At 66.5% G+C, this 15,339-nt stretch carries 10 protein-coding genes, 1 other RNA gene and 1 pseudogene; 4 read left to right on the top strand and 8 right to left on the bottom strand.

What is annotated here, in order from left to right:
• Positions 1–656: 656 nt before the first annotated feature.
• Together XCC_RS03540 and XCC_RS03535 are read left to right on the top strand one after the other, a co-directional pair.
• The gene (locus tag XCC_RS03540; RefSeq protein WP_019237955.1) at positions 657–1,073 is read left to right on the top strand and encodes a post-PEP-CTERM-1 domain-containing protein; all 417 of its coding nucleotides are present in this window, start codon (positions 657–659) and stop codon (positions 1,071–1,073) included.
• Entirely contained in the window at positions 1,066–2,724 is a 1,659-nt protein-coding gene (locus XCC_RS03535; protein ID WP_011035924.1) for a PA domain-containing protein, read from the top strand. Before XCC_RS03540 ends, XCC_RS03535 begins: the two co-directional genes overlap by 8 nt.
• 142 nt (positions 2,725–2,866) lie before the next feature.
• On the opposite strand, the pseudogene XCC_RS03530 reads toward XCC_RS03535, so the two are convergent.
• The 8 genes and pseudogenes from XCC_RS03530 to XCC_RS03495 form a co-directional block, all read right to left on the bottom strand.
• Positions 2,867–3,349 (bottom strand): annotated as a pseudogene (locus XCC_RS03530) (cellulose synthase subunit BcsC-related outer membrane protein); the annotation flags it as partial.
• 313 nt (positions 3,350–3,662) lie between these two features.
• Positions 3,663–4,859, bottom strand: a complete 1,197-nt coding sequence (gene pncB / locus XCC_RS03525) for a nicotinate phosphoribosyltransferase (RefSeq protein WP_011035921.1) — start codon at positions 4,857–4,859, stop codon at positions 3,663–3,665.
• Between the two features lie 442 nt (positions 4,860–5,301).
• A non-coding RNA gene (locus tag XCC_RS03520) (sX9 sRNA) lies at positions 5,302–5,376 on the bottom strand.
• Between the two features lie 60 nt (positions 5,377–5,436).
• Positions 5,437–6,405 (bottom strand): glycoside hydrolase family 113, encoded by a 969-nt coding sequence (locus XCC_RS03515; RefSeq protein ID WP_019237951.1) that lies wholly within the window; start codon positions 6,403–6,405, stop codon positions 5,437–5,439.
• On the bottom strand, positions 6,387–7,628 hold the full coding sequence (locus tag XCC_RS03510) for a hypothetical protein (RefSeq protein WP_170873808.1): 1,242 nt from the start codon (positions 7,626–7,628) through the stop codon (positions 6,387–6,389). Before XCC_RS03510 ends, XCC_RS03515 begins: the two co-directional genes overlap by 19 nt.
• Positions 7,629–7,677: 49 nt before the next feature.
• On the bottom strand, positions 7,678–9,585 hold the full coding sequence (locus XCC_RS03505) for a glycosyltransferase family 2 protein (RefSeq protein WP_011035918.1): 1,908 nt from the start codon (positions 9,583–9,585) through the stop codon (positions 7,678–7,680).
• A gap of 13 nt (positions 9,586–9,598) precedes the next feature.
• Positions 9,599–10,507 (bottom strand): hypothetical protein, encoded by a 909-nt coding sequence (locus tag XCC_RS03500; RefSeq protein WP_011035917.1) that lies wholly within the window; start codon positions 10,505–10,507, stop codon positions 9,599–9,601.
• Positions 10,508–10,762: 255 nt separating this feature from the next.
• On the bottom strand, positions 10,763–11,602 hold the full coding sequence (locus tag XCC_RS03495) for a glycosyltransferase family 2 protein (protein ID WP_011035916.1): 840 nt from the start codon (positions 11,600–11,602) through the stop codon (positions 10,763–10,765).
• A 364-nt stretch (positions 11,603–11,966) separates the two neighbouring features.
• On the opposite strand from XCC_RS03495, the gene XCC_RS03490 reads away from it, so the two are divergent.
• Entirely contained in the window at positions 11,967–13,124 is a 1,158-nt protein-coding gene (locus XCC_RS03490; protein ID WP_011035915.1) for a phosphotransferase enzyme family protein, read from the top strand.
• Between the two features lie 31 nt (positions 13,125–13,155).
• Complete coding sequence (locus tag XCC_RS03485; protein ID WP_011035914.1) at positions 13,156–15,324, top strand: TonB-dependent receptor; 2,169 nt, start codon at positions 13,156–13,158, stop codon at positions 15,322–15,324.
• Positions 15,325–15,339 lie beyond the last annotated feature (15 nt).

Genomic DNA, 15,339 nt, shown 5'->3' with positions numbered 1-15,339 from the left:
AAGCGACTAACGTTGTGCTGCACGCGCGGCGATGTGGCCCCTGCGGTTTACGCCACGTAGCACCTGCACTCGCTGCACGTCCGCCTGCGAGCTGCGCATCCGCGCGAGGCGCGGTGACTGCAACTCCTTACGAAACCACTCCGCTCTCCAATTTGGTAGCGATGGCAGCAGCGCGCGTTCGCGCCGACCAACCTGCAGCGCATCCGATGGCGTGTGCGATGTCGCCGCGCCTGTCTGGGCGATGCCACGCCAACTCCCGGCAGCACCTGCAACGCGGCATCTCCGTCTGCCGTACGCCCTTCAGGTCAGGCCCGTCGAAAACGCGGAAGCCAACACCTGTGGGGGCATGACAACGCTAAGCACTCGCACCTCGTGCGCCAGCTAGCCCTCTCCACCTGCCGTAAGCAATCCGATCGCATCCCTCGGAGCTCGGAACAGGCAGAGCACTCAGGCCAATTCGGCATCCCGCGCACAATGCAAGCGCAGACATGACTATTTCAGGCAATGACTTCGCATTCATGGGCCCATGTGTCAAAAAGTTGACGCGCATCACGGATTCATGATTCAGTCATGAACAGACTGGAAATGAAGGATTGCCCCGAGCGCCGGTGTCAGTGCGGCGTATTTCCCCTGTTGGACCCAAGGAAACCCCAACGATGATGAGCTTTCGCAAGCCCGGATGGATGCTGTCCGGTGTGTTGTGTCTTGCCTGCCTGCCGGCACTTGCCGCAGCCCAGGATGCAGGAACCAGCAGCTCCAAGGTCGGTATCGACCCGGTCACCGGCAAGTTGCGTGCGCTGACCGCCGAAGAAAGTGCCGCGCTGGACCGGCAGGCCGCCGCAGCCCCGGCTGCGCGCAGCGCCCAACGCAGTGCAGTCCCGCAGACCGAGGCGGCCGCCCTGGCCACCGAGCGTCGCCTGCCCAACGGCACCATCGCGCGCAAGTTGCCGGCCACCCAGATGAGCTCCCTGGTTGCGACCCGGCAGGCCGATGGCCGCCTGGTGATCGAGCACAGCGAGGACGCCACCACCCCACCTGCCCACGCCGAGCACGGAGCGCTGCCGCATGAATAAGCCCCTGTTGCTGTTGTCCCTGGGCATCGCCGCCGCGCTGTCGCCGCTGCACGCCTCGGCCGCCAACGTCACCCTGATCAATGGCGATGCCGGCACCAATGTCGGCTTGAACGACCCCACCGCCGCTGCACCGCTGGGTGGCAACCCCGGCCGGTCGGTGGGTGAGCAGCGACGCATCGCCTACCAGTACGCCATGGACATGTGGGGCGCGGTGCTGCAGAGCAGTGTCGAGATCAAGGTGTACGCCTCGTTCGCGCGGCTGACCTGTACCGCCACCGGCGGCACCCTGGGCCAGGCCGGCCCGAACTGGATCGTCAACAATTTCCCCGGTGCCAAGGCCAATACCTTGTACCCATCCGCGCTGGGCGATGCGATCGCCGGGCAGGATCTGGTACCCGACCCGGCCGATCCGGCCGACGTGTTTTCGCAATTCAACGGCGACCTGGGCAAGGACGACTGCCTGGCCGGGTCGGGCTGGTACCTGGGCCTGGACGGCAAGACGCCCGAGGGCCAGATCAACTTCCTCAACGTGGTGATGCACGAGATCGGCCATGGACTGGGCGCGGCGGGCTTCCTCAACAAGACCACCGGTGTGCTCGGCTCGGGCTCCGGCCTGACCGACGTCTATACCGCGCAGGCCTTCGACAACGTGCAGAACAAGCGTTTCGACGACCCCACCATGACCAATGCGCTGCGTGCCGAAGCCATGCGCACGCCCGGGCGGACGGTGTGGGCCGGTACGCGCGTCAACCGCGAGGCGGCGTTGATCCTGGATCCGCGCACGCTGCTGCAGGTGAGCGCGCCCGCCGGTGCGGCCGGCAAGTTCGAAGTGGGCTTTGCCAGCTTCGGGCCGCTGGCCAGCGCCGGCAATTTCCCGGCGCGTTCGGTGGTGACGGTGGATGACGGCGTGGCCGCTGCCTCGGCCAGCGACGGTTGCGAAACCCCGTTCGTCAATGCGGCGGCCGTGGCCGGCAAGGTGGCCTTGATCGACCGCGGCACCTGCGCCTTCGCCATCAAGGTCAAGAACGCCCAGCTCAATGGCGCGGTGGGCGTGATCGTGGCCAACAACGCGGCCGGCGTGCAGACGATGGGCAATGCCGCACCGCCGATCACCGACATCACCATCCCGGCGATCATGGTCTCGCAAGCCGATGGCGCGCGCCTGAAAGGCAGCGCCGCGGTGGTGGCAGGGCTGTACGAGGACCCGGAACTGCTGCAGGGCACCGACAGCCAGGGCCGCACGCGCTTGTACGCCCCCAGCGTGGTGGCCGGCGGCTCGACCTTCTCGCACTTCGATACCGACCTGCAGCCGAATGCGCTGATGGAACCGTTCGATACGCCGGAAGTGCAGGCGCAGCTCAACATCGACCTGACCCCGGCGATGTTTGCCGATATCGGCTGGACGTTGAATCGCGGCCTCACCAAGCTGGGCAGCTGCAGCACGCTGGTACCAACGGTGGAAACCGGCGGGCTGATTCCCGGCGCCAACATCCAGGCCGAGAGCAGCCTGTGCAAGACGCAGAACGCAGGCAACCGCCTGGGTTACCTGACCTGCATGGACGAGCACGTGCGTGGGCTGCAGGACCAGGGCGCGATCAGCCGCCTGCAGCAGGCGTCGGTGTTCGTGTGTGCCACCAAGATGCGCCCGTAACCCGGACGCACGGCGGTCAGTCATGGTGTGACCGGAACGGCGCCGCAAGGCGCCGTTCTTCATTGCCGCTGCAGCCCAGGCGTGCAACGTGCCCGGCGCGCGCACGCATCACCGCACACCTTGCGCACTGCACTGCGTTGGCTCAGTGATCCGCCGCGTACGGCGAAGTCAGTACCTGCGGCGCGCGGCCCAGCGCGGAACCCAGCCGATCCAGCACGAAACGCAGATAGAGATTGCTGCTGAACTGGTTGTAGTCGCGCGCGTTGTTGAAGGTCATGCGCCCGCCCAGGAACAACTGCGGTGCCACCTGCCATTCGGCCGCGCCACTGAGGTTGTAGGACACGCCGGTGCGGCTTTCGCCCGCGTACACCGGATCGGTATAGCGGTTGACCAGGCCCAGCAACGCCGCGACCGAGGCGGCATCGTAGGCGGCCTGCTGCAAGGTGGGATCGGTCGGGAAATACGGCGTGGCTTCGGTGGTGAAATGCTGCACACCGATGTTGGCGTCCACCTTCCAGTTCACCGTCTGCCCGGCGCTGCGGCCGCTCCAGTGCACCGGGAATCCCAGGTCCACATAGTCCTGCGGGCTGAAGTAGCCACCGTGGCCGTAGGTGAAACCGCTGAGCGTACTGCAGGCGGTCTTCGGTACTCGGGGTGGCGCCGGTGACCAGGCGCTGGGCCAGGGTCAATGCGCGCGGGGTGTTGCCGGCGTCGGCGTGCGCACCGGCCAGCGCTGCCAGCAGTTGCGGGTCGTCGAGCTGATTGCCGAGTGCGGCTTCAGTGCGCGCCAGCAGTTGTTGCGCTTCGCCCGCCCGCCCCTGCTCGACCAGCAAGCGCGCCTGGCGCGCCTGCAGTTCGATCCAGGCGGTGTTGCGCAGTTGGGTCATCTCCTGACAGCAGTGCCCGAGCTCCCGACACCGCCTGCCGCTACACGTCAGTCACTGACGCGCTGGGTCACCCGCTTCCGGCATCGGCGGCAGGCCGAACACATCGCGCAGGTAGCGCAGGTAGCCCAGGTCTTCGCACATGCTCTTGCCCGGCGAATCGCTGAGCTTGGCCACCGGCTGCCCATTGCAGCGGACCATCTTGATGACGATCTGCAAGGGCGTCGGGCCCAGGTCGTTGGTCAGGCTGGTGCCCACGCCGAACGCCAGCCGGCAGCGCGGGCTGAAGTGTTCGTACAGCCGCATCACCTTGTCGATGTTCAGCCCGTCGCTGAAGACCAGCACCTTGGTGCGCGGATCCACGCGGTGCGCTTCCAGATGCGCGATCACCCGCTCGCCCCAGTCGAACGGGTCGCCGGAATCGTGGCGCATGCCGTCGAACAGCTTGCAGAAATACAGATCGAAGTCGCGCAGGAACGCGTCCAGGCCCACCACATCCGACAGCGCAATGCCGAGGTCGCCGCGGTATTCGCGCGCCCACGAGTCCAACGCCGCGACCTGCGAATCCCGCAGCCGCGGGCCCAGCGCCTGGAATGCCTGCAGGTATTCGTGCGCCATGGTGCCCAGTGGGGTCAGCCCGTATTGCTTGGCGAAAAACACATTACTGGTACCGACGAATTGCTCGCCCAAACCATCGCGCAGCAGCGGTAGCAGTTCGCCATGCCATTGCCGCGAATAGCGGCGGCGCGTGCCGTAATCGGCGATCTTGCAACCGGCCGGCATGCTGCGCAGGCTGCGTACCTTCTCGCGCAGGCGGCTGCGGCCTTCTTCAAAATCCGGCTCGGAGGTGTTGCGGAACCACACCTCGTTGATGATCGCCAGCAGCGGCACTTCGAACAGGATGGTGTGCAACCAGGGCCCGCGGATGGTCAGCTCGATCTCGCCCGGGTGGGCGGCCGAGGCGGCCAGGGCCAGGTATTTGCGGTCCAGGTGGAACAACGCGAGAAAGTCGGCGAAGTCCGGCTTGATGAAGCGCAGGCTGCGCAGGTAGTCCACCTCGTCCTCGCGCAGGCGCAGCCGGCACAGCGCGTCGATCTCACGCGAGATCTCGTCGATGAACTGCGCCAGATCCACGCCGGGTGTGCGGCACTTGAAGCGGTAGTCCACCTGCGCGGCCGGGTGCTGATGCAGCACCGCCTGCATCATGGTGAACTTGTACAGATCGGTGTCGAGCAGCGAATGAATGATCATGCTGCCGGATTATGCCCGCAGCGGCGGGGCGGGTGCGTGTCGTGGCATTGAGACACCGGTGAGCGCAGGCAGTGTTCCCCGCTGCAGACGAACGCAACAGCAGACGCATACGGCGCTGCATCCGTCAGGCCGTTCAAGCGGGCTCAGTGCGTACAGGACGCGGATTTGCGATCACGCCGAGGGCTGCGGGCGACGCGTTGTGAGCAGCCGCGAGGTTGGAACGCACTATCCATGTGCTCCGCAGCGGTCACGCCTGTCTGGCGCGTGTCGTTCGAGGACGCGTGACGCAGCACCGACTCAGCTAGCGGGATCGTATCGACGGAAATCCGCGCGCATCTCGACTGCATGTGCGCCGAACTCGCAGCGCACAGTCATCGACTGCCTAAGAAGGCAGCGCACCGCGCGCATTTCGAAGCAGCATATCCACGCGCCCACTTGGAGCTGCTGACAACGCGTAGCGAGCAATCGTCAGGTGGTCGGGGACGGCGCGGAGAAACCGGAGTGTTCGGGGTTAGATGCCGATTCCGAGCACGGCCGCTTTCGCTTGGCGGCTGTGTCGTCGTTCTAATAGCGGCGCTTACTCCGCCAGCACTCGTTGCGCCGGCTTGCCCTGCACGGTGAAGTCGCTATCCCCGGGACCGCCGGCCTTGGGGTCGGTGTACCAGCACCACAGCGCGATGCCTTCCACGCCATGCGCCTGCAACACCGCGCGCCACTGTTGCAGCACCTGCAATTGCAGTTTTGTATCGACCGCCGCGGTGCGCTGTTCCGGGCTCTCCCATGGCGCCGCCAGGCTGCCGCGTGCCGAACGCAGCCCCAGCTCGGCCACCCACACCGGCTTACCGACGCGCTTGCCCAGGTCCTGCAGGCGCTGCGCGGCGGCCTCCATCTCCGGGCGCCGTTTGGCCGCCGCTTCAGACAGACGCGGATACAGGCTGGTGCCCACCGCATCGAACAGCGACCAGTAGCGGAATGTTTCCGCGTGCTCCATGCCGTCGGCAACGTACAGCAGCTTGCCGCCGTAGACAGCGCGCACCGCCGCCACCAGGGCCGGCCATTGCGGTGCGTCCTGCAATTGGCGCAGCTCGGTGCCGATCACCAACGCCTCGGCGTGCTCGTCTTCGGCAAGCCGCGCCAGCGGCAGCAGCGCGCGCTGGTAGGCGGCAAACCACGCTGCCTGATCGGCCGGCGCAGCATCGCCGGCCCAATGCCCCGGAATCCACAGATGCACCTTGAGCGTGGGCTGCAGCCCGGCCGCGTGGCTTTGCCGCAACGCTGCGCGCATCGCGGCCAGGCTGCTGTCGCTGCCCAGCACCGGGTCGTTGGACTGCGGCGTTGCCTGCCACGCGAAGGCGATCAACAAGGCCTTGCTCGCACCGGTGTCAGCCAGCGCATTCAACGATTGCGCTGCCGCGTCGCTTTCCCACGGCGCGTTGGCCGACACCTTGACGTTGGCGCCCATCCAGGTCGATGGCGCCGCGTTGCAGCCGGATGCAAGCATGCAGATCGCCAGCATTAGCCAGGCGTTTAGAACGTGCTTGAGCATGCGGCAGACCCCTGATTCGACGACAGCGCCGACGGTTGCGTGCATGCAGTTGCGCCGGAGGGTGCGGTGCGCCCGTCAGCCGCCGCAACGGGCTTGGCGACCGCGGGCAATGCATCAGCGCCGGCCGGCGGCGCAATGCGCGCTGCCACAGCAGACTGCCCGTCCGTCATCGGCAGCGCCGCCATCGCGGTCACCACGATCGGCTCGCCGTGCGCCTGTGCCTGTTCAGCCGATGGCGCCTGCATCCAGCGGCCCCAGCCCTGCGGCTGCACCCACGCCGCACCCAGCACGCCCAACAGCAGCAGGCCGGCGGCCTGGCCACGTTGATCGGCACGCAGCGCGCGCAGCAACAATGCGGCCGGCACCCACAGCAGCAGCAAGGCATCGAAACCGGCCCAGCCGAACGCGAACGACAGCGCCGCCGCGCAGATCACCGTACCCGCACTGGCGAGCACGCCGCGCGCCAACACGCCGCTGCGGCTGCGCATCACCAACGCCAGCAATGGGAAACACGCCACGGCCGCCACACCCCAACGCAGCGCCGGCAGCCAACCGTCGGCATGCGCCTGCAGCGGCAACGGCAGCGGGTGCGCAATGGCGGCGGTGCTGGACAACGTCGGCCACGGCGCATTGAACATGGTCAGATTGATGTAGGCCCACATGCCGACCAGGAACACGAACGGCAGATAGCACACCAAATAGAACGAGCCCGGTGCCTTGCGCAGCATCTGCGGCGGCATCACCAGCAGCAGCCAGGGCGCGACCATCGTCGATAGCGCCAGGGTCTGCAGATCCAGGCACAACAGGATGCACAGCCAGCCGGCAATACGCAGGTAAGTGAAGGCCTCCACCGGCGCCTGCAGGCGGCGCAGCGTGCGGCACAACCCGTAGAACGCAAGCAGGCCAACTGCCTGGCTGCCACCGGCGGCAATCGGCAGCAGGAACAGCGGGTTGCAGCCCACCAGCAAGGTCAACCCGCTGGCCCAGCCGCGCCCGAACACGCCGGCCAGATCGCGCCATAGCAACGACAGGAACAGCGCATTGGCGGCCACTGCCACGAACGGCCACACCTGGAACGGCAGGTTCCAGCGGTGCGCAGCGACATCGATCAGCCAGGTCAGCAAGCCGGTCGCCGGCAACCCCACCGTGGGCGCCACCGCCGGTGCCGCGCTGCCCAGCGACTGCACCAGCAACGGCTGGCTCAGCAGCGACAACGCCACCACCGCCACCAGGAACGCCGGCAGCCCGCTGTCGCGGCGCACGGCGCCCGGCTCACTCTTCGAGTGCGGCGCGGCGCTCTTGTTCGGAATGCTTGCTGATGCCATGCGTGGTCTTCTCCCAGTAGAACGGATTGCGGATCAACTGCCACAGACCCTTGTAGGCCGCGATCGACTGCAGCAACCAATAGAACGGCACCGTCAGCGCATACGGCGCGAGCTTGAAGTAGTCGCGCTTGAACGCGGCCACCAGCGTGACGTAGATAAAGAACGCGTTGGCCAACAGCAGATTGACCAGCGAGATCGTGGCCAGCCACGGTGGAAAGGTCGCATCAAATATGCGTGCACCGCTCAGCATGCTGATCAGGCACAGCGTCCACATCACCGGCACACCCAGTGCGATGAAAAAATTACCGCCAATGAAGAACTGAAAGCCCCAAAACCCCTTGAACCCGGTGCTGCGGTACAGATGCACCGGGTCGCGCATGTGCACCAGCCAGGTCTGCATGTAGCCCTTGAGCCAGCGCGAACGCTGCCGGATCCAGTTGGGGATGCTGACGTTGGCTTCTTCGAACGTGGTGGAATTGACCACGTTGACGCGGTAGCCGTTCTGGATCAGCCGCACGCCAAGGTCAGCGTCTTCGGTGACGTTGTACGGGTCCCACGCGCGCACCTGCCGCAACACGTCCAGCCGGAAGTGATTGGAGGTGCCGCCCAGCGGAATCGGAATGCGCAGGTATTCCAGCGCCGGCAGGTAGAAGTCGAACCAGAGCGTGTACTCCAGCGTGAACATCCGCGTCAGCCAGTTTTCGTCGGCGTTGTAGTAGTTCAAGCGCGCCTGGATGCACACCACGTCTTTTTCCGCCTTGCGGAACGCAGCCACCACGCGCTTGAGCTGATCCGGCTCGGGCTTGTCTTCGGCGTCGTAGATGGTGAGCAGTTCGCCGCGCGCAAAATGCAGCGCGTAGTTGCAGGCCTTGGGCTTGGTCTTGGGCTGCGACGGCGGCACCCGGATGATTTCGAAGAACGCTTCCAGGCCGAGTTTCTTGGCCGCTTCGATGGTGTCGAAATCGTCGGCTTCCAGCACCAGTTTCACGTCGAGCTTGCTGATCGGGTAATCCAGCTTGCGCAGCGCATTGGCCAGGATCGGCAGGACTTCCGGCTCCTTGTACATCGGCACCAGCACGGTATAGACCGGCAGGTCGTCATCGCGCAGCGCAGCCACTTCGTCTTCGGTGACCTTGATGTCGATGCGGTGGCGCGAGCCGAACCACACCAGCAGCAACTTCAGGCCGAAGGTCGCCAGAAAGCCCAACGCCACCAGCACATTGATGGTGATCAGCGTAATGATGGGGAACGCCGCGATCGCCGCCACCAGCACCGCGGCAATCGCCCACAAGGTGAACTTCTGCCCGCGGGTGACCACCTGGCGTGCGGAATAGGTAGGCGCGTGTGCGGCCAGCAGGTTCAGCGCATTGTCGGTGAGCTGCTCGTCGGCGTAGCGCTGCAGGCTCCAGATGATGTCGAACTTGGCAGTGCCGACGAAGCGCACCTGCGCCCCGTAATGCTCGCGCGCCCAGGCGAACAGCGCCGGGTCCGGGTCGGCCACGGCCAGCACCAGCACACCGTCCTCGCGCCGCCACGGCAGGATCAGCCGCTGCGCATACACATCCAGGTCGGTGGCGGTGAGCAGCTCGGGGTCCGGCGGCTGTTGCACCAGGTCGACGAACTGCAGCCCGAAGTGCGCGGCCACGATGGCGTAGAACCGCTGCGCCGGCACGCCGCGCTGGGCCAGGATCACATCGCCCAGGCGCGAATTCCAGCGTTGCTGCAAGGCAAGCGCGGCGCGCAGTTGCTCGTCGGTGATGACGCCGGCAGACACCAGCGAACGCCCCAACAAGCCGCGTTCGCGGCCGATGTCCGGCGCCCGTCCCAGCGCGTCCATTTCGCAGGTGACCGTCATTGTCGGCCCTACCCTAGAACCGCCACCAGGCGGCCACGAATGGCCCGCCGGCAGCACCGGTATTGCGGCCCATCACTGGCTGCTGGTAGCCCACCTGCCACTGGCTACCACCGGGGGCGGTATACAGCGTGGACAGCTGCAGCTTGGTGAGGTCGTAGTTGGTGCCGGTGGCGACGAAACTGACGCCACCAGCAGAGCCGGGCACGTCGAAGTTGTTACGCCCGTTGCCCAAGCCCTGGATCACGTTGAGTTCGCCAAGCACTAGCCAGCTGGGGGTCAGACTCAGGCCAGTGGAGGCATCCACCCGCAGTTCGTCGGAGGCGGCACTGCCGCGCAGACGCACCGCACCGCCGAGATCAACATAGCCATTGCGCCCACCCAGCGTGTATCCACGCCCGCGGCTGTAGCGCAACTCCAGACCATAGTCACCCAATCCCAAGGCCGGGTCGGAATTCGCACCAGGGGTGTTCGGGTGGTAGGTCTTGCTGCGGCCATAGGCTGGGATGCTCACCAGTGCCTGCACTGAACTGCGCCAGACATCGTCCTGCGCACTCGGCAGCGCGTAGCGCAGGCCGATTTCCTGATCGGCGAAGCCGGTGGTGCTGGCGCGGGTGCGGCCGTCTCCGCCGTGATTGCTGAAACCCACGTCGGTGAAATAGAAGTTGCCGATGACGCTCAGTTGGTCAGTCAGGCCGTGCTCGACGTAGACATTGAGCTGGTCCTGGCGGCTACGCCCGTTGCCATCGAACTGCTGTCCATCACCGAAGGTGGTGCGGTGATGGCTGTCATCGAACCAACCGCGTCCATCGCTATGCAGCGCCTTGACGATCACCAGAGTGTCGCCTTGCGGCTGGGTCCAGGCACCGGCCATGGCAGTGTCGGGCAGCGCGGCGATCAGGCAACCCACCGCAAGCAGTGACATGGCCGCCCGCTGGAGGGGACGCCGTTGGGGCTGGCTGCACGCTGACGCCCGCTCAACCGAGCCGGACCGTGAGGGGGTGGCGCACGGCTGACGTACCCGCGAGCGCGGGTCGTTCTGTAGGGACATTGCAGATTTCCTGGTGGGGGACCCGGAAGGGACAGGAAGCAATCGACTTTGATCACATTTCTAAGAGAACCGTATCACAGTTCCGGACACTATCGCATCACGGATTTATCACAAATTTAACGCGACGAACTAGCGTTGGCGTAGCAGCCGGGGTACCTGCGCCGCCGCATGGGTCCAGATCGCCGCCCAGACCCCGAGCCGCACCAGCAGCCCGCGTTGCGCGGACTCGAATTTGCAAAAATACCGCCACAGACCGCGGTGCTTGTGCCATTCCACAAAAAACGGGCGCGAACGGCTGGAGACCCCACGCACGTGCACCACCTGCAGGTCATTGGCCACCGCCACCAGTGCGCCGGCCTGGCGCGCACGCCGGCACAGGTCCAGGTCCTCGGCATGCAGGCGGTAGCCGCCGTCCCAGCCGTCCAGGCGGTCGAACAGGCTGCGCTGCATCAGCATCAGGGCACCGGAGATGGCGTCCACCGGCTGCAGCGCCAGGGCCGGGTCCGCAGGCACGGCCAGCTGGGCAGCTGCACGGGGCGCACGCAGCATGGCGGCAAAGTCCGGGTCACGCCGGCGTACCGCAGCGTCGGGCTGGCCGTGTTCGTCCACCTGCTCCACCCCCAGCAACACTGCGGCATGGCCGCCAGCGCGCTCGCACAGCCGGCGCAGCGTGTCGTGCTCGACCATCAGGTCGGGATTGATGAAGACCAGCCACGGCGCCTGCGAGTCGCGCGCGCCCTGGTTGCAGGCGGTGGCGAAGCCCGGGTTGTCCGGGTTGGCGATGAACTGCACGCGCGGATCGGCCAGCGCATGCCGCTGCACCACATCCAGGGTGTCGTCGCTGGAGGCGTTGTCGACCACGCGGATCTCGCTGACGCCCTCGGCCGCGCGCAGCCGCGCCAGACACGCGTCGATCGTGCTGCTGCTCTGGTAGGTGACAACGACGGCGGCGATCGAAAGGGAAGTCATCCAGCGATTATCCCGTGCCGCGCGCCCGCAGCGCCATCGCCGCAGCGGCCGGGTGCATGGCGGTCGGCAAACGCAGGGGGCATACTGCGCGCCCGGAACCGCCATGCGGCCTTCCGTGGACGCCGCCCTGCGGCGCACCTCCCACTTTTCAGCTTCGAGATGACGGCCAGCGACCCCACGGTTTCGCGCTGCCCTTTCACTCCCTGCGTCGCGGCTGCCTGATGGCGCCTGCGCTGCAACGACGGCCTGGCAGCGCCGTCTTGGATCTTGCCGGCAGGCACGCCGGGCCCCGACGATCGGCCCCACCCTTCTGGTCTATACCAACCCCGCACGCAAAACCGCGCGCGGTTGCCGGCGGGCAGCCATGAACGGACCGCATCACGTCCATGGCATGGGCCTGGAACTGGCCTTGCCGGATTGGCCGGTGCTGCGCGCCGACGAGATCCACCATGTGCTGCAGCGGTTCGCAGGCAGCGTCGGCACTGAAGCCGTGCGCTGGCATAGCGCGCGCCCGTTTTCCGCGGCGGCGTGCGTGGACACGGCGGCCGGCACGGTCATCGTCAAACGGCATCACCACCGCGTGCGCACGGTGGAGACGCTGCGACAGGAGCATGCCTTCATGGCGCATCTGCGCTGGGCTGGCGCGCCGGTGGTCGAAGTCCTGCACGACGCACAAGGCCGCACTGCGCTGGCCGAGGCGGAGTGGGTCTACGAAGTGCAACGCGTGGGCCGCGGCCAGGACGTGTATCGCGACGCCTTGTCGTGGACCCCGTTCTGCAACGTTGCGCATGCGTTCGCGGCCGGCGCCGCGCTGGCACGCCTGCATGTGTGCGCACAGGGATTCGACGCGCCGCCGCGCCAGACCAGTGTGCTGGTGGCCAATCTGGCGTTGTTCACCCAGCAAGACCCGCTGCATGCCTTGGAACAGGCGCTGGCATCGCGTCCCGCGCTGGCGGCCGATCTGCGCCATCGGCCATGGCGCGCCGACATCGCCACCCACCTGCTGCCCTGGCATGCGCAGGCCTGGCCGTTGCTCTCTGCGCCGGGTGCGCTGCCGCCGTTGTGGACGCACGGCGACTGGCACGCCTCCAATCTGTTGTGGGACACCGATGCGGGCCACACCGAGGTCAGCGCGGTGTTCGACTTCGGCCTGTGCGATCGCAGTTTCGCGTTGTTCGATCTGGCCACGGCGATCGAACGCAATCTGATTCCATGGCTGAACCTGGACACCGCGCAGCGCGCCGAGCCGCAGCTGGAACAGCTCGACGCCTTGCTGGACGGCTACGCGCAGCACTGCCCGCTGGATGCGGCGCAACTGCGCCTGCTCGCGGCGCTGCTGCCGATCGTGCATGCGGATTTTGCGCTCAGCGAGATCGGCTACTTCGCCGGCATCACCCGTTCGGCCGACAACGCCGACATCGCCTATCACCGTTATCTGCTCGGCCACGCGGACTGGTTTGCCAGCCCCGAGGGGCGTCGCCTGCGCGAGCATCTGCACGCGCGTGCGCGCCGGCTGCGCTGAGCGTCTTTCATCCTTTCTTCGAGTCTTGCGCATGTACGCACCCTGCCCTTCCTTGCTGTCCCGTCGTCCGCTCGCCTTGGCGCTGGCGCTGTGCATCACCTTGCCTGCCCTGGCACAGCAACAACCGGACGGCGCGGCCGTCCAACTGGATGCGGTCAACGTGCGGGGTGAGCGCGCCGATGCCGCCACCACGCTGAGCGGCTTCGGCGCCACGTCGCTGCTGGATGCGCCGGCGTCGATTGCGGTGATCGAGCGCCAGCAACTGCTCGACCGCCAGGCGCGCGTGCTCAGCGAGGTATTGCGCGCCGATGCCTCGGCCGGCGATGCGTATGCCCCCATCGGTTATTACGAAAACTTCGTGCTGCGCGGCTACTCGCTCAACGCCGCCAACAGCTACCGCATCAACGGGCTGAGCGCGGTGGGTGAGCAATCGATCGCGCTGGAAAACAAGCAGCAGGTGCAGATCCTCAAGGGACTGGCCGGGCTGCAATCCGGGGTCAACGAACCGGCGGGGCTGATCGACTACCGCACCAAGCGCCCCGAACATGTGCGTAGCGTGACCCTGGGGACCGACGAACAAGGCTCGCGCTACATCGCGGCCGATCTGGGCGACTGGTTCGATGCCGATCGCACGCTGGGCGTGCGCGTGAATGCCGCGCGCGAAGATTTCCGCAGCTATGTCGACCATGCCGATGGCTACCGCAATTTCCTGTCGCTGGCCGGCGACTGGAAACCCACCGCGCAGTCGTTGTTGCAGGTGGATGTGGAATACCAGCATCGGCAGCAGCGCTCGGTGCCCGGGTATCAGTTGCTGGGCGGCACGCAGGTGCCGCGCAACATCGACGTGCATCGCCTGCTCGGGTATCAGCCATGGTCGCGGCCGGTGGAGATGGATTCGCTCAACGCGCAGCTGCGCTATACCTACCAGTTCAACGAGGTGTGGCGCGCCAGCGTGGAAGCCTCGCGCAGCCGCTCAACCATCAATGACTTCTCCGCGTTTGCCTGGGGCTGCTACGGCGCGGCCAGCTGCGCGGACATTGCCACGCCGAATTTTTTCAGTGCGCAGGGCGAATACGACGTTTACGACTACCGCAGCCCGGACGACACTCGCGTGCACGACCAGCTGCGCGCCAGCCTGGATGGCCGCGTGACCACCGGCGCGCTGGACCATCAGCTGAGCATCGGTGCCGATTGGTTGCGCCGGACCATCGACCGCTACGGGTCGGTGAATGAGTTCGTCGGCAGCGGCAGCATCGATCGCGACCCGGAGGTCTTCGCGCAGACCGATGTCGCGCTGGACCCGAAACAGCGCCGCCTGGACAGCCGTCAGCGTGCCCTGGTCGTGGCAGACCGGATTGGCTTCGGTTCGCAATGGGAGCTGTCGCTGGGCGCGCGTTATGTGCGCCTGGACGAGCGCGCCTTCGACCGCGATGGCGTGCTGGAACGCCGCACCCGCAAGGACGCATTGCTGCCACAGGCAGCACTGCTGTTCAAACCGCAGCAGCAGGTCACCGTGTATGCGAGCTACGCCAAGAGCCTGGCTGCCGGTGGCACCGCACCGTGGTTCGCCGACAACGCCGATGAAATCCTGACGCCGACCAATGCCTATCAGCTGGAAACCGGCGCGAAATGGCAGCTGCAGGGTGTGCGCCTGGGCGCTGCCGTCTTCGATATCCGCCAGGCCTATCAGTTCACCCAGCCGCAGGCCGACGGTGGCCTGCTGTACGTGCAGCAGGGGCGGCTGCACAACCGTGGCCTGGAGCTGTCTGCCGATGGCGCGGTGACCGGGCAACTGCAGCTGTTTGCCAGCGTGGCGGCGATTCGTGCGCGTGCCGAAGACACCGGCATCGCCGCCTACGAAGGCCACCAGGCCATCAATGTGCCCAAGCTGCGCGCCAGCGTGCAGGCCGACTACCGCGTGCCCGGCATCGACGGCCTGGCACTGCTGGCGGGCGTGCAATACAGCGGCCGCAAGTTTGCCGACCGCCTCGGCAGCGCCAGCGTCCCGGCCTACGCGGTGGCCAACCTGGGCACGCGTTACGCCACCACGCTGGGCGGGCTGGCCACCACCTGGCGCTTGAACGTGGACAACGTGTTCGACAAACGCTACTGGCGCGATGCGGGCGAATACCAGGGCGATGCCTATCTATTCCCCGGCGCACCGCGCACCGCCCGGCTGACCGTGCAAGTGGATTTCTAACCCGTAATCGCTGCG

The sequence above is a fragment of the Xanthomonas campestris pv. campestris str. ATCC 33913 genome, assembly GCF_000007145.1.
Lineage (GTDB): Bacteria > Pseudomonadota > Gammaproteobacteria > Xanthomonadales > Xanthomonadaceae > Xanthomonas > Xanthomonas campestris.
Note: the sequence above shows the minus strand (reverse complement) of the source record. Positions and strands in the feature narration are given on the sequence as shown.